Annotated in this window: 17 protein-coding genes and 1 pseudogene; 3 read left to right on the forward strand and 15 right to left on the reverse strand. The window is 32.9% G+C overall.

The genetic code is table 11. The features are described from left to right. Position 1: 1 nt before the first annotated feature. Together BXU10_RS05950 and BXU10_RS05955 are read right to left on the reverse strand one after the other, a co-directional pair. Positions 2-1198, reverse strand: a complete 1197-nt coding sequence (locus tag BXU10_RS05950) for an SH3 domain-containing protein (protein ID WP_078226535.1) — start codon at positions 1196-1198, stop codon at positions 2-4. Positions 1199-1208: 10 nt separating this feature from the next. Then, a complete protein-coding gene (locus BXU10_RS05955; protein WP_078226536.1) occupies positions 1209-2636 on the reverse strand; it encodes an L-serine ammonia-lyase in 1428 nt (475 codons plus the stop codon). A 320-nt stretch (positions 2637-2956) separates the two neighbouring features. Between BXU10_RS05955 and BXU10_RS05960 the strand changes: the two genes are divergently transcribed. Further along, positions 2957-5104, forward strand: a complete 2148-nt coding sequence (locus BXU10_RS05960) for a cation:proton antiporter (protein ID WP_078226537.1) — start codon at positions 2957-2959, stop codon at positions 5102-5104. A 15-nt stretch (positions 5105-5119) separates the two neighbouring features. Further along, positions 5120-5548 carry an SMI1/KNR4 family protein gene (locus BXU10_RS05965; protein WP_078226539.1) on the forward strand — a complete coding sequence of 143 codons (429 nt, stop codon included), beginning with the start codon at positions 5120-5122 and terminating at the stop codon, positions 5546-5548. A gap of 25 nt (positions 5549-5573) precedes the next feature. Here BXU10_RS05965 and BXU10_RS05970 read toward each other — a convergent pair whose 3' ends face one another. The 13 genes and pseudogenes from BXU10_RS05970 to BXU10_RS06025 all read right to left on the reverse strand — a co-directional run bounded on the left by BXU10_RS05970 (position 5574) and on the right by BXU10_RS06025 (position 13637). Beyond that, on the reverse strand, positions 5574-6263 hold the full coding sequence (locus BXU10_RS05970; protein ID WP_078226541.1) for a 2'-5' RNA ligase family protein: 690 nt from the start codon (positions 6261-6263) through the stop codon (positions 5574-5576). Positions 6264-6280: 17 nt separating this feature from the next. After that, positions 6281-6636, reverse strand: a pseudogene (locus tag BXU10_RS05975) (iron chaperone). Positions 6637-6656: 20 nt separating this feature from the next. Further along, a complete protein-coding gene (locus BXU10_RS25175; RefSeq protein WP_223255394.1) occupies positions 6657-6845 on the reverse strand; it encodes a hypothetical protein in 189 nt (62 codons plus the stop codon). Positions 6846-6914: 69 nt separating this feature from the next. Further along, positions 6915-7124 (reverse strand): hypothetical protein, encoded by a 210-nt coding sequence (locus tag BXU10_RS25180; RefSeq protein ID WP_223255395.1) that lies wholly within the window; start codon positions 7122-7124, stop codon positions 6915-6917. Positions 7125-7143: 19 nt separating this feature from the next. Then, positions 7144-7830, reverse strand: a complete 687-nt coding sequence (locus BXU10_RS05985; protein ID WP_078226543.1) for a DUF2490 domain-containing protein — start codon at positions 7828-7830, stop codon at positions 7144-7146. Positions 7831-7927: 97 nt separating this feature from the next. Beyond that, positions 7928-8509 (reverse strand): TIGR00730 family Rossman fold protein, encoded by a 582-nt coding sequence (locus BXU10_RS05990; RefSeq protein ID WP_078226545.1) that lies wholly within the window; start codon positions 8507-8509, stop codon positions 7928-7930. 66 nt (positions 8510-8575) lie between these two features. After that, the gene (locus BXU10_RS05995) at positions 8576-9109 is read right to left on the reverse strand and encodes a GNAT family N-acetyltransferase (RefSeq protein WP_078226547.1); all 534 of its coding nucleotides are present in this window, start codon (positions 9107-9109) and stop codon (positions 8576-8578) included. Between the two features lie 18 nt (positions 9110-9127). Beyond that, positions 9128-10255, reverse strand: a complete 1128-nt coding sequence (locus BXU10_RS06000) for a lactonase family protein (protein ID WP_078226549.1) — start codon at positions 10253-10255, stop codon at positions 9128-9130. Between the two features lie 82 nt (positions 10256-10337). Beyond that, the gene (locus tag BXU10_RS06005; RefSeq protein ID WP_078226551.1) at positions 10338-11435 is read right to left on the reverse strand and encodes an MBL fold metallo-hydrolase; all 1098 of its coding nucleotides are present in this window, start codon (positions 11433-11435) and stop codon (positions 10338-10340) included. A gap of 6 nt (positions 11436-11441) precedes the next feature. Beyond that, positions 11442-11864 (reverse strand): DUF1801 domain-containing protein, encoded by a 423-nt coding sequence (locus tag BXU10_RS06010; RefSeq protein ID WP_078226553.1) that lies wholly within the window; start codon positions 11862-11864, stop codon positions 11442-11444. A 17-nt stretch (positions 11865-11881) separates the two neighbouring features. Beyond that, on the reverse strand, positions 11882-12250 hold the full coding sequence (locus BXU10_RS06015; RefSeq protein ID WP_078226555.1) for a nuclear transport factor 2 family protein: 369 nt from the start codon (positions 12248-12250) through the stop codon (positions 11882-11884). A 575-nt stretch (positions 12251-12825) separates the two neighbouring features. Beyond that, on the reverse strand, positions 12826-13188 hold the full coding sequence (locus BXU10_RS06020; RefSeq protein WP_078226557.1) for a DoxX family protein: 363 nt from the start codon (positions 13186-13188) through the stop codon (positions 12826-12828). 8 nt (positions 13189-13196) lie between these two features. Next, positions 13197-13637 carry a nuclear transport factor 2 family protein gene (locus BXU10_RS06025; RefSeq protein WP_078226558.1) on the reverse strand — a complete coding sequence of 147 codons (441 nt, stop codon included), beginning with the start codon at positions 13635-13637 and terminating at the stop codon, positions 13197-13199. A 106-nt stretch (positions 13638-13743) separates the two neighbouring features. Here BXU10_RS06025 and BXU10_RS06030 point away from each other — a divergent pair, with 106 nt between their 5' ends. Beyond that, positions 13744-14148, forward strand: coding sequence for a helix-turn-helix domain-containing protein (locus tag BXU10_RS06030; protein WP_078226559.1), 405 nt, complete (start codon positions 13744-13746; stop codon positions 14146-14148). Positions 14149-14166 lie beyond the last annotated feature (18 nt).

Here is a 14166-nt window from a genome sequence, read left to right on the forward strand (position 1 = left end):
ATCAGCAATAGAAGAATATTTCGATTGCAAATAGCTTTCCATCTCTGAATTCAATTCCAAATTGGCTGTATTCAGTAATGATTGAATAATGGTGTGGAGACTTTATGGAAGCATCAATATAAGTTCCATATTTTTCAATAAATGTTTTTTCGGATATTGAGCGGTCTAATATATGATTTGGGCTGATTATCAATTTATTGTTTTCATTTATAAAAACTTTCACTATTTCGGCTTTATTATTCTTTTCATCTACAGAAACTTCCAAATCCGGATAATAGTAAAATAAGTCGCTTAAATAAATCCCGCAATCATCACTAATAGTTGTTTTTTTAATAGGTTTTCCAAATGTACTGACCAAGGTCTTTTGGGATAAATACAGAGCTTTTGTCATTGTTCCTTTTAAAACAAATTCAGCTTTTTTAGAGAAGGCAATGATTTGTTCAGGTGATTTGTGTTTTGCCAGGCCTTTTGCTAAAGCTATATTTAATTCCGTATCAGTAAGAAGTTTTGGATCGTTTAATTGTTTTACAACTTCATAATATTTTTCATAAGCTGGCGGTAATTTTGAATAATCACTATTCCACGCCAACTCAACAATACGTTCGCTTACCGTTTTACGTTCTGTAATATTATTGAAGTCTAATTTTTCAAAGTTTTTAATTAAAACATTCAAATCAGGTCGTTTGCCGACAAATTTTCTTAGTGTAAACGTGGCATATTCTTCATTAATACTACCGGATATGTTTACCCATTCATCTTCATTTTTTGGAAGATAACCAATAGTAACAGCGTCGCCGGTAAATAAAACTTCCCTTATTTTTGAATTTTTATCAGGTAACGCTCTGGCTTTTAACCCTGCGGCTAAAACAAAAAGGTGATTGCTGCCATGATAATGATCCCCACCATAAATAATAGGATTTTCGTTATCTAAAGTTTTAACATCTCTGGCATTTAATGATTTAGATATGAATTCGCCACGAACATATCCTTCATTAAAATTATCAGCTTGTACTTTATACCAGCCATTTTGATTATCAGATAATAAACGAACTTGTGCACTATATTTAAAATAACCCAAAAATTCAGAAGAAGTATCGGCTGATGTATACAACCTTGTGTCTGAATTGATAAAATAACGATCTTGAGAGTATAATAAAGCAGAGCAAAACAGTAAAGCTATAAAGTAATATTTTTTCATATAATAAGTTTTAGCAATCGGCCATATTTACTGCAATTGCCAGTCCGCCTTCAGAAGTTTCTTTGTATTTTGAATTCATATCCTTTGCTGTTTGCCACATCGTATTGATCACTTTGTCTAATGGTACTTTGGCATTTTTAGAGTCTGTTTCTAAAGCCAGTTCGGCTGCGTTTATGGCTTTTATGGCGCCCATTGTATTTCTTTCGATGCACGGAATCTGAACCAGTCCGCCTATTGGGTCACAGGTTAAACCTAAATGATGCTCCATGGCAATTTCTGCAGCCATCAAAACCTGTGCAGGCGTTCCGCCCATTAATTCGCAAAGCGCTGCAGCAGCCATCGAGGACGAAACACCAATTTCAGCCTGACAGCCACCCATTGCGGCAGAAATTGTAGATCCTTTTTTAAAAATACTTCCAATTTCTCCGGAAACCATCAAAAATTGTTTGATTTCTTTTTCACCGGCATTATGATTTTCAATTACCAGATAGTACATTAATACCGCAGGAATTACACCGGCGCTTCCGTTTGTGGGTGCTGTAACCACACGACCTAAGGATGCGTTAACTTCATTAACAGCAAGTGCAAAACAACTAACCCATTTTAAGATTTGACGAAATTTTACTTCCGTTTTTCTAATTTCTTCCAGCCAGGATTGCGGATCATTATAATTTGATAAGCCAATTAAATTTTGATGCATATCAAAGGCTCTTCTGCGTACATTCAATCCTCCGGGAAGAACCCCTGCTGTATGGCAGCCAATGTACATGCATTCAAGCATAGTATTCCATATACGCATTAATTCCGAATGAATTTCGGTTTCGGGACGCATGGATTTTTCGTTTTCATAAACAATTTCCGAAATCAATTTGTTCTCTGAAATAGTATAATTTAAAAGCTCAACAGCATTTTGAACCGGAAAAGGGAAATCACATTTTATGACTTCTTTTATTTTGGCATTCGTACGTTCCTCTTTAACCACAAAACCTCCACCGATAGAATAAAAAGTAGATTCATATTCAGTATTATCGGTTTTATAAGCAGTAAACTTTAATCCGTTAGCATGAAAAGGAAGAAAGTCTTTGTTGAAAACAATGTCCTGAAGAAAGTAGAACGGAATTGTGAATTGATTGCCCAGAATAATCTCATTTTTGGTTTCTATAGTTTTGATAATTCCGTCTATATTTTCGATTGGGATATATTCAGGATCCTGACCGCTTAATCCCAGCATAACAGCTAAATCAGTTGCGTGGCCCTTTCCGGTTAATGAAAGTGATCCGTATAAGTCAACCTTAACTCGGGTAATTTCTTTTAATACAGACTGGCTTCGTAACTCTTCTAAAAAACGTTCAGCTGCCCGCCACGGTCCTAATGTATGTGAACTAGATGGGCCAACCCCAATTTTAAGCATATCAAAAACAGAGATACATTCTTCCATTGTTCAAATTTTATTAAAACAAAGATAATTGAATAATGCAAAGAAGCTTCGTTTTTGTTTGTTAATGTTGCAGTTTTGTTAAAAAATATATTAAATATTAATGATTTGTCAATGAAATAAAATTAAATGCTTAATATAGGCCTTTAATAGAAAGTTCGGCCTTTTTTTAGGTATTTTTGTAGAAGAAATATTTGTTCAAGAAACTGATCTTTTTAGTTTTTTAATAATCAAAATAAACTGCGACTTTTGGGTGTTTCGCCTTAAATTCTTAAAATATTCTTTTGAGAAACAGATCAACTCACAGTAGCTAAAATTACATTATGATAGAATTCTTCAGGCATTTTATAAACGAATTTGAATTACCGCTTAACAATCCCGTATTGATTTTTTCGTTGATACTTTTCATCATTTTATTATCCCCTATTTTATTAAAAAAAATTAATATTCCCGGAATTATTGGTTTGATTATTTCAGGGGTTATCATTGGCCCGCATGGACTTAATATTTTGGCTAAAAATTCTGCAGTCGATTTGTTCTCTACTATCGGATTACTTTATATCATGTTTATTGCAGGTTTAGAGCTGGATATGAATGAGTTCAAAGCGAATAGAAATAAAAGTTTGCTATTTGGCTTTTTCACTTTTATTTTTCCACTAACAATAGGATTTCCGGTTTGTTTTTATCTTTTGAAATATGATTTTAATGCCAGTTTTTTAACAGCAAGTATGTTTGCAACACATACTTTGGTTGCTTACCCTATTGTGAGTAAATTGGGAATTGCCAAAAATCAGGCTGTTGCTATAACCGTAGGAGGAACGATTCTGACTGATACAGCCGTATTAATTATTCTGGCCGTTATTATGGGTAGCAGTCAGGGAAATTTAAATCAGGCTTTCTGGATAAAATTAGGAGTTTCACTGGCCATTTTCTCTGCGATTATGTTTTTGGTTATCCCGAGAATTGCAAAATGGTTCTTTAAAAAACTGGAAAGTGAAAAACATGCCCATTATATCTTTGTACTTTCAGTGGTTTTCTTCGCCGCATTTTTAGCTGAGGTAGCAGGAGTAGAGCCAATTATTGGGGCTTTCGTGGCAGGTTTGGCTTTAAATCCTTTAATTCCGCACTCATCAGCGTTAATGAACAGGATTGAATTTATTGGTAATTCTTTATTTATTCCGTTTTTCCTAATTTCTGTGGGAATGCTGGTTGATATCAGTGTTATTTTAAGCGGTCCAACAGCCTTAATTGTTGCCGGAACGTTGAGTGTTGTGGCTATTTTTGGAAAATGGATTGCTGCATTTTTTACCCAGATTGTTTTTAAATATACCAAAACTGAAAGACAGTTAATTTTCGGATTGAGCAGTGCACACGCTGCTGCAACTCTAGCTGTAATTTTAGTTGGATTTAAAGCAAAAATTCTCGATGAAAATATATTGAACGGAACTATTATCTTAATATTGGTAACTTGTATTGTAGCTTCTTTTGCTACCGAAAAAGCGGCTAAAAAGATTGCAATCTGCGAGGAAGAGGTTTCTCATGAAGATGCGAATAAAGACCAGATTTTAGATGAACACATTTTGATTCCGTTAGCGAAAACATCAGCTACAGAACCGTTATTGGATTTCGCACTTTTAATAAAAGATAAAAAATCGGCCAATCCCGTAACATTATTAACGATTGTGCCTAACAACGATCAAGCCGAAATCAATATTTTAAAATATAAAAAAGCAGTTGATAAGTTTGTTATTCAGGGATCAGCTTCTGAAATAAAAATTAATACAATTGCCAGGATTGACCATAATCCGGCTAGTGGAATTGCCCGAACTTCCAAAGAGATCATGTCAGATATAGTAATCATAGGCTGGCCAAGAAAAACTGGATTTCTGGATAAAATTTTTGGAGAAAATGTAGATTCAATTATCAATAATGTCGATAAAACCTTGTTCATCTGCAGGTTTCAAAAAACGTTTATTGAAGAGAAAAGATTGGTTTTTATTTGCCCGCCTTTTTCTGAAAGAGGCGTTGGTTTTCATCTCTTATTGCAGAAAATATCCAGATTATCGCAGGAATTAAGTATTCCGATTGTAATTTATGCCGAATATAAAACGCATCAGGCTATTCAGCAAATTGCGAATAGTTTAAAATTGAATGCAAAATTAGGTTTCAAAGGCATTTTAGAATGGGATGATTTTGAAGCTATCTCTGACGAAATTAAACCAACCGATTTGATTGTGTTTAATTTATCCAGAAAGGGCTCTGTATCCTACCAGTCTATTTTTGATAAATTACCTCAGAAATTTGAAAAATCATTCAGTGACAATAACTTGATTTTAGTTTATCCTCAAGACGATAATAAAGTAACTTCTATGGATGCCTACGAAGATTTTAGTGCTACACCGTTAACAAAAGGCCTTGAAGCGATTGAACAAATTGGTAGAGGTTTAGGAAATATTTTGAAGAAGGGATAGAAAGATTTTTCAACTATGAACGAGCATTTGCAATTAATTTTTGACAAATATGATTTCCCTAAAAATAATCAAAACTCTTTTGTCACAATTAGAGAATTGGAGGAATATTCAAATTTAAAGCTCCCTGATGATTATATTTTTTATTTAGAAAATTATACAGGAATTGATCAGTTTGTTGGTGCTGAGTTTATAAAATTTTGGGGTTTAGAAGAAATTATTGAAGCTAATAAAAGTTATAATATTTTTAAAGAATTACAAAGGACTATTGGAATTGGTACAAATGGAAGTGGGGAATTTATTGGAATTGTGTTTGATTCAAATAACGTCGCAAAAATAATTATTTCACCTTTTGTTGATTTGAATGCTAAATATCATACTGAAATTGGAGTTTCATTTACAGATTTCCTTATTCGACTTGATAAAGGAATCGAATGGTTTTTATAAAATGCAATCACTTTTTGAAATTCAACTAAAAATACTTCAGATAAAGATCACACAGATTAATAGTGTTTTTTTCACGCTGATACCAGTCATTATAAACCAATTCAATTTTTTCAACCGTAAATTTTCCAAAATTGTGGTTCCTGAACTTCTCAACGACTTCAATTAGTTTTTTTTGATTTTTTAATTTTTTTTGAAAACGCATCACTGTCGAATGGGCTGTCGTAATACTATAACGGCTGTCGATACTTTGTTTTAAGGAAGAATTTTTGAAATTATCACGAAGCTTGTCACGTAAAATATTTAATGAATCATCAGTCGGAAACCCCTGGATCATTACCGCATCTGGAGATAAGGTTACGCCCCGGTAATCAATTTGAATTTTATTGACATCTACCAGACTTTTTTCAATGATTTCAACATACTTTGATGTAGAAAATTTATCCAGTTTAAATCCTTCGGTGCAAGAAATAATAGACATAGTGGTTACATGAATATCAGAGCTTGGGTAATAATACTGATCCGGCTCTATATTTTTTAATTCTTTCAGAAATTCCTGTACATTGGCCTTAATTTCTTTACTGGGACGGACAAGTAAAGTAACTCCAAATCTTTTATCAGAATCATTATTAATCTTTGGGTCGATGGTATAATTTTCAGATAAAATGAGTTCAGATGATGTTTTGAAAAGCTCATTATAATGTTCAGATAAATTCATATTTGATTATTTATGTTTTACTTTTTCAAGATTTGTACTCTGAATTTTACAATTTTAGTTATTAAATCGAATGGCATGGGCTGATTTAATGGGAATTGTACGTAACCTTTGCCTGATTTGTATTTAGAGAGTGCTTCTTTAAATTGTTCATGACCGCTTGGCAGTGCATAGAGCCCAATATGATTTTTAAAAGCTGCAAATAAACAACGATTCCGTTTTGTTCAAAAGCTGGCATTGAATAACTGATTTTTTCTTTTGCATCAGGTACAGCTTCATGAATTGTCATTCTCACTTTTTCTAAAATTTCCTGTATATCATTTGGAAAACTTCCAATGTATTCATCAATATTAACAGGTTTTGGAATTGCTGCCATAATAATTATTTTTAGAATGATTAACTCAGGCCTTTTGGAAATCTGTCCAACACTAAATTCAACTGTATCTGATGCTCTAAAAAAGCTTTGGCTCCGGCTAAAACCAGTGTAAAACCTTCTGTAGAATTTCGAACCTCAGAAAGTATTTTGTCAGTATCGCCCTTAAAATTAGAATTGGTAATGCTTACAAAAGTTTCTTTTTCATCCAACGAGTTGAAAACCCATTCTATAATCGTTGCTTCTCCGCTATTTCCCCATTCTATGACAATTCGTTTGTTTTAGTCAATTACCTTAGTTAAAACAGTAAGCGAAAAACCATACATTTCCCAGGTCCACACAGTCGATTTCCCTTCTTCTAATTTGTCTGAACCCATGGTAAACCAAAATTTACTCGTTATTTCAGGATTAACAAATGCTTCAAAAACTTCTGAAACGGGTTTTCTGATCAGCATTTCGGCTTTTGCAAAATTATTATTTACTGTTGCCATACTAACGGATTTTGAAATGTTATTTACTGCTAAAAAAAGGTATGTTGTTGTAAATTACGATTTGAAATTGATTACGTCCTGTTTTTTCCTGAATCTGTCTCATAAAACCGGCTTCAACTCTGAAATTCTTGTTGATCACATATCCTAATGCTCCATATAAACGGTCACGATCAAAAGTTGGTGATTCTGCGTTTAGAAATATTTCATTATAAGCGGAAATATAAAATGCATTTTCTTCCATTTTAGGCTTGTTAATTGGAACATTCAAAGCTAGAAAATAGCGGAAACGCATTTGAAAATCATCTTTTAAAAAGCGTTCTTCCACACGATAACGATGTTGCAAATAAAACCTGCCAAAATTTTGACGTGTTATAAACTGCTGATAAATGCGGTGTTCATTACTATGTGCTTTATCATCTGTTCCAGGAATATAATTTTGTGAATTAATAAAACCGTAACCTAATAAAATGTTATTATTGTTTTCAGTAAGATTGTATCCAATTCCGGTTCTTAATAATAATTGTTGTGTATCGCCGGCAAAATTATAATTACGATATTGTACTTCGTTGTGCCAGTTCCATTTTTCATTGATGGCCTGATTTCCAAAATAAATGAACCAGTTTCCGGTATCCGTATCTTGTGCGTTTGTAAAATTTATAGATAAAATAAGGGTGAATAAAAGGTAAAAGGCTTTTAAGTTTTTCATTTTTTAATAAGCGAATTTCAGTTTTTTTTTGAATCACAAGATAAGAAAGTTATTCTGTAAATTATGTTAAAAATAGAAAATCAGGATGTTGAAAAAATTAAACTTCTCGTTTATCAATCCATTTTCCAACGGTTGGCGCTTTATAATTATTCATTTTATTCAATAAATCATCAATATCATCACTCACCAAAAGCATTTGCTGATTAACATCTTTCAATAAACCTTTACTAACCATGACTTCAGTTAATTGTATTAGAGAATCATAAAAACCATTAATATTCAAAATAGCGATTGGTTTTTTGTGTAATCCTAATTGAGCCCATGTGATCATTTCGAAAAGCTCTTCTAACGTTCCAAAACCACCCGGAAGCGCAATAACACCATCACATAAATCATTCATTTTGGTTTTTCTTTCGTGCATGCTTTCCACCAAAATAAGTTCTGTTAAGCCCAGATGCGCAATTTCTTTTGATCGCAAAAAATTGGGTAAAACACCAATTGCTTTTCCGCCGTTATTTAAAACACCATCTGCAACAGCGCCCATTAAACCTACATTAGCGCCGCCGTAAACTAATTCTATATTTTGTTTTGCAAATGTTTCACCAAGTAATGCTGCCTGTTCTTTGTAAATTTTTTCAGTACCAAAACTGGATCCGCAAAAGACTGTAATTCTTTTCATTTTTTTGTTTAAGTTTTAATTTATGAGCAAAGATTATGAATCATAGATCTAATTATTCATTAATTCCTAATTTACGAATTCTTTTTTTAATTCGTATTCAAAGTGAAGTATTCCATCATTAATCGGAAAAGTCATTTCGTTTATTTTTATGGCACCCAGTTTTAGAACTGCTTTTTGCGAACGAAAATTTTCTGCACCGACGTGAAAAAGTATAGAATTTACATTTTGAAAAGCATAATCGATAAGTAATTTTTTTGTAGATCGATTATAGGGTCCGCCCCAAAACTTTCTTCCAATAAAAGTATAACCAATTCCAATATTTGATTTCTCCGGGTTATAATCATAAAATCGGGTAGTGCCAATAACTTCATTTGTTTTTTGGTCTAAAACTAAAAAAGCACCTTTCGAACTCACAGCAGTTTCAAAAAAAGGTTTGAAAACATTTTTTTGATATCGGTCTTTTATGGGATGCTGCTCCCAAATTAAAGGATCGGATGCTACTTCATAAAGAGCTTCAAAATGATCTTCCTGAAGCGGAATTAATTTTATAATTTCATTTTCTAAAATCTCCGGCTGTAAATTGAAATTTGCACTTGTCATTTTTGAAGAGTCTTAAGATTATTGTATCTTTTTGATCTGAACGCAGGAAACATTTTCCATTTTTATTTCATTTCCGGTCTTTTTGAGTAATCCTGTTTTTGGGTTTCTTTTAAAAACAATCACATTACCGGAATTTACATTTGTCGCAATCAAAAATTTCCCCGTTTCATCAATGGCAAAAATTCTGGGATGATTTCCAAAAGTTGATTGATAACCGATATTTTTCAAAATTCCGTTTTTGGCAATAGAGAAAATAGCTATGTTATTTTCTTTTCCACGGTTTGAAGCATATAAAAATTTTCCGTCAGGAGAGATGTGAATGTCAGAGCTTTCTAAAACGCCCTTTGTTTCTCCTGAATATGTATTGATGCGCTGTATTTTTTTCAAACTACCACTTTCATACTGATAAACACTTACGGAACCTGACATTTCTTCAATGCAATACCCGTATTTTTGATTTGGATGAAAAGTAAAATGTCTTGGACCTGCTTCTAAATCAGTTTTTGTAAAAGTAATTTGTGTTTCTGTTAAGGGCTGTTTTTGGGTTTCATCAAAACGATAACATCGTATTTTATCAGCACCTAAATCAGGTAAAAAAAGATAATCAAATTCAGGAGAAAATATAGCAGAATGTACATGGGAGCGGGTTTGTCTTTCTTTATGAACACTTCCGTCAGTATATTGAAAATTTTGAGCAATTGAATCTATTTTTCCATTTTCTAATAAAGGATGAACAGATACGCTGCCTTCTGTATAATTAGCGTTTACAAGCCATTTACCACTTTTATGAACCGAAACATAGACAGGGTTTTCACCACCGCTTCCCTTTTTGTTTAAAAAAGTCAACGATTTATTTTGCGGATTAAATTCAAAACTGCTGACACTTCCTGAATTTGGTGTCTTTGTATCTGTGCAGGCATAAACATATTTTCCGTTTGGAGAAACAGTCAGATAGGATGGATTGATAATATCTTTTGCCGAAGTAATTTTAGTTAAATTTCCATTTAAAGAATCCAACTCATAAACCTGAATTGACTCTGCAGTTTTATCTTTATTGTAAGATCCTAAAAAAACATATGTATTTTGCGAAAAAGCATGAAATGAAGCAAGAAATGCAAGTGAGAAAAAAGTAATTTTTAATTTCATTTTTTTAGTTTCAGATTTTAGTTCAATCTTGTCATTTCAATGACGAAGTAGACGTTTTGCAGTTTCATATTTAACAAAATTATTATTTAACTCCTTTCCACCATTGTGTAAACTCCTGTTTTTCATTTTTCAGTTCGACTATTTCTCCAATCATTGGAGTAATTAACGGAATCGGATTTTCAGACAAACTATTCAATTCGGTTACTTTAATTAAAGGTTCATCCCAGGAATGAAGAGATAAAGGAAATTTTGAGTTATGTACCGGAAAGACTCTTTTTGCTTTTAAGTCTTTCATCGTTTTTATTATATCTTCCGGCAAATTGTGAATATATTTCCATGCCGGATTATATTGTCCATTATCAATAAGTACAATGTCAAAAGGACCATATTTCTCGCCAATTGTTGCATAATGGGAATCGTAACCGCTGTCTCCGCCCAAATACATTTTGAAATCTTGGGTTTCTAAAATAAAAGAGGTCCAAAGTGTATTACAGCGCTGGATGCTTCTGCCGGAAAAATGTCTTGATGGAGCAGTATAAAGCGTTAAATTTTGATTTAATTCTATTTTTTCGTGCCAGTCTTTTTCGATAATATTTTCTATTGAAAAGCCCCAAAATTCAAAATGCGAACCAACGCCAAGTGCCGTGATTACTTTTTTTATTTTTGGTTTCAGTTCCATTATGGTTTTATAATCTAAATGATCATAATGGTCGTGCGTTATCAGCAAATAATCAATTTCAGGAATATCATCATAGGTATAAATATCAGTTCCTTTAAAGGCTTTTGTTGTTCCGTAAATAGGAGAGGCGTTGCCACTGAAAACAGGATCAATTAAAAAACGTTTTCCTTCAAGCTGGATATAATAAGACGAATGCCCAAACCAAACTAAAACATCCTGATGTAAAGAAAGTTCCTTTAAATTCGTTTTTACGGAAGGAATAATATCAGTTGGGGTTTTTCGGTGAACCTTCTTAAATAAAAATTCGGTTAAAACATCATAATAGCCATAACCTTCAGCCAGTTCTGGAGTAAAATTTTCATTTTCGAATTTTCCGTTTTTGTATTGAGGTGATTTTTGTATTAAAGCCAGTCTTTCTCCGGAAGGTTTTTTTCCGAATCGGGGGTGCAGTAAGAAATACAATAGAATTGGAAGTAAAAGAACACTTATTGTGGTAATCATGAGATTTTAATTTGAAGGATATAATTTTTTTAATTCGTTTACAGATGCTGAAATCATTTTTCGGAGTATATCACTATCAATATCTGCCAGTTTTTTGATATAAACACAGCCTTTACCTGCTTTGTGTTTTCCGAATTTTAAAAGTAATTCGTCCTTATTTTCAGATGGTAAATAGAGATAAAGTGAAATTGCTGCTTTTCGTGGTGAGAATCCTGCCAGTGGTGCATCACCTTCATGACCGCTGTCATATTTGTAATGATAGTTTCCAAAACCAATAATGCCTGGGTCCCACATTTTTGGATCAAAACCAGTTACGTTCTGCATTATTTTGATAAGCTCAAAAGCGTCTGCTCTTTTTATGTGATCTTCAACCGTATTGATAAAATCAATTACACTGTATTCGGTTTCTGTGGTTTTATTCTTTGCCATTTTTTGACGGTCTTAGTTTAAAACATTCCGTTTTCATTAATAGTTTTTTTAGGAATTGACTGTCCCAAGTCCCAAAGTTCGACTATTTTCTCCGATTCAAATCTAAAAATATGAACTACAGCAGTACCTAAATCGGCTGAATTTTGTTTGACATGCGAATGAACTGCAACCAAATCACCATCTCTTAAAACATGGTGAATTTCAAAAATCTTATTAGGATTGGTTCTTGCAGATTCTTCCATAGCCAACATCAAAGTGTCTGCATCTCCTTTAAAATAGGCATTATGATGCTTGAAATTTTTGCCTGTGTACAGCCTAAACGCTTCATGTGAATGTCCTGTGGCAGCGAGTTTTAAAAAGTTTCGGGCTATAGATTTCTTAGTCATGATTTATAGCTTTAAAAGAAATCTAAGTTATGAAATTAAAGTGTTCATTCCTTACTTTATCTGCCTAAAAGCAGGAAAGGTAAGGATATATGGATTTCGTTAAAACATAAATGTTGAAGTATCTATGGTTATCAGGGTGTTATATTAAACCCAAATTGCAGGTTGTTGTTAATTTGTGTGGTTTTGTTTTTGTCTGTTGACTACAATTTCATTTAAATCAAAAGCAGCTGCCTAAGGACAAAAACAGAATAGTCAAGAGGTGCTTTTAAGCTTGTTGAAAATATCATTGCTAATGCGAACATTCGTTATTCCTGCCATTTTATTTCAGTTCTTAAGTCATATGAGTTAGTTAATTCGGTATTATCGTAATTATTGTGTAAATATTTTAATGCTTTTTTCATTTGCTAATTCAATTAGTATTATAAAAACGTTTATTTAGTAGTACTTGGCGTGTCGGTAAAAGTTTAGTCGTAACCGTTTTTTTAGCGCAGCGGATTTGCCGTATAGCATAAATATAAAAATGAAAGCCCTGCAACTTTTTGTCGCAAAGCTTTCATTCAAAAATCATTCGTCCGCTACTTCTTTGCAATTAATAAGTTAGAAGAACCTATAAAGATTGAGCTGTCGCGAAGATAAGCTGTAATCCAAATTAATACCAATGGAATTGCCGGATTAAGCATTGAAGCTTCTCTGGATAACTCAGTAGCTATTGCACCAGCAAAATAGCAGCAAAGCAGAATGAAACCTATTTTTATTGTTTTTGGTATAGCAAATAAGATAATAAACGCCATTTCCATTAATCCTAAAATAGTTGGATTATATTTTTCCAAACCTGCTACCGACCAGGGAAGATGAATAAATTTCATAAGACCGCTTACAAATATGATTGTCGTTGTCAATACTGTTAACGATGTGGTAATAATTTTGTTTGTTTTCATTTTTAGTATTATTGATTTAAGGTTCTTGCCTCTATAATCATAAAATAGCCAATTCGGTCTTTTATTAGCCACTTACCATCCTGAAATACATAGTTGTCTTCATATTTTACGCTGTAATCAGTTAATACATCTTGCCCTTCTACTTCTCTTATCATTTTTAATTGGGAAAAGGACAAGCCTGTTGCAGTAGTACCATCGATTTTTACAGTATGCTGTCCATTCATTGTAAAATAGGTTTTTACAAGGGCAGCGTGTACATTAAAGTCTTTTTCCATGTTTTCTCTTCCCGAAACATCGGCCACAAGATTACCTCCCATATATACCTTGTAATTAATATCTTGCGTAAATAAATCCATCACTTCCGGGATTTTTTTTTCATCACCTAAATAGGCGTAAGCATCAATTAAATCTCTTAATTCTTCTTTTGCTCTTAAAGTTTCCAATGTCATAATTTTTTAATATTTTTTGTTTCTATTATTTTCCAAAAGTAATGTACATTTGCTAACAAATTATTAGTTGTTACTTAAAGGTTAGCGACTAACAAAGAGATTAGTTATGTTAAAAGAACAAGAGAATCAAACAGATAGTAAGGGATTTACAGAAGAATGTAATGCTATTTTAAGGGCAGTTTCAGACGCTCAATATGTAATAGGCGGCAAATGGAAATTGATGGTTATCATTTCAATGGCGAGAGGAAACAAGCGATTTACGGAAATTCAAAAACAGGTAAGCGGAATTTCGGCAAGGGTGTTGTCAAGCGAACTTAAAGATTTGGAAATGAATGGTCTTATTGTAAAAAAAGTCGAAAATGGTTATCCTGTAACTATTGAATACGAATTACTGCCTTATAGTCATACGCTGGAAGAAGTTGTGGGAGCGATGACAAAATGGGGAATGCAGCACCGTGAGAAAATTATGTCTGAAAGAAAATCATCGTCTGACAAAATCAACAAAAAATAATAGCTGCTGAATTATGTT

This window comes from Flavobacterium sp. LM4 (genome assembly GCF_002017935.1).
GTDB lineage: Bacteria > Bacteroidota > Bacteroidia > Flavobacteriales > Flavobacteriaceae > Flavobacterium > Flavobacterium chungangense.

Excerpts from the sequence above, each read along its gene's own strand:
- BXU10_RS05950 (WP_078226535.1), bottom strand. The coding sequence starts at position 1,198 with ATGAAAAAATATTACTTTATAGCTTTACTGTTTTGCTCTGCTTTATTA.
- BXU10_RS05955 (WP_078226536.1), bottom strand. The coding sequence starts at position 2,636 with ATGGAAGAATGTATCTCTGTTTTTGATATGCTTAAAATTGGGGTTGGC.
- BXU10_RS05960 (WP_078226537.1), top strand. The coding sequence starts at position 2,957 with ATGATAGAATTCTTCAGGCATTTTATAAACGAATTTGAATTACCGCTT.
- BXU10_RS05965 (WP_078226539.1), top strand. The coding sequence starts at position 5,120 with ATGAACGAGCATTTGCAATTAATTTTTGACAAATATGATTTCCCTAAA.
- BXU10_RS05970 (WP_078226541.1), bottom strand. The coding sequence starts at position 6,263 with ATGAATTTATCTGAACATTATAATGAGCTTTTCAAAACATCATCTGAA.
- BXU10_RS25180 (WP_223255395.1), bottom strand. The coding sequence starts at position 7,124 with ATGGCAACAGTAAATAATAATTTTGCAAAAGCCGAAATGCTGATCAGA.
- BXU10_RS05985 (WP_078226543.1), bottom strand. The coding sequence starts at position 7,830 with ATGAAAAACTTAAAAGCCTTTTACCTTTTATTCACCCTTATTTTATCT.
- BXU10_RS05990 (WP_078226545.1), bottom strand. The coding sequence starts at position 8,509 with ATGAAAAGAATTACAGTCTTTTGCGGATCCAGTTTTGGTACTGAAAAA.
- BXU10_RS05995 (WP_078226547.1), bottom strand. The coding sequence starts at position 9,109 with ATGACAAGTGCAAATTTCAATTTACAGCCGGAGATTTTAGAAAATGAA.
- BXU10_RS06000 (WP_078226549.1), bottom strand. The coding sequence starts at position 10,255 with ATGAAATTAAAAATTACTTTTTTCTCACTTGCATTTCTTGCTTCATTT.
- BXU10_RS06005 (WP_078226551.1), bottom strand. The coding sequence starts at position 11,435 with ATGATTACCACAATAAGTGTTCTTTTACTTCCAATTCTATTGTATTTC.
- BXU10_RS06010 (WP_078226553.1), bottom strand. The coding sequence starts at position 11,864 with ATGGCAAAGAATAAAACCACAGAAACCGAATACAGTGTAATTGATTTT.
- BXU10_RS06015 (WP_078226555.1), bottom strand. The coding sequence starts at position 12,250 with ATGACTAAGAAATCTATAGCCCGAAACTTTTTAAAACTCGCTGCCACA.
- BXU10_RS06020 (WP_078226557.1), bottom strand. The coding sequence starts at position 13,188 with ATGAAAACAAACAAAATTATTACCACATCGTTAACAGTATTGACAACG.
- BXU10_RS06025 (WP_078226558.1), bottom strand. The coding sequence starts at position 13,637 with ATGACATTGGAAACTTTAAGAGCAAAAGAAGAATTAAGAGATTTAATT.
- BXU10_RS06030 (WP_078226559.1), top strand. The coding sequence starts at position 13,744 with ATGTTAAAAGAACAAGAGAATCAAACAGATAGTAAGGGATTTACAGAA.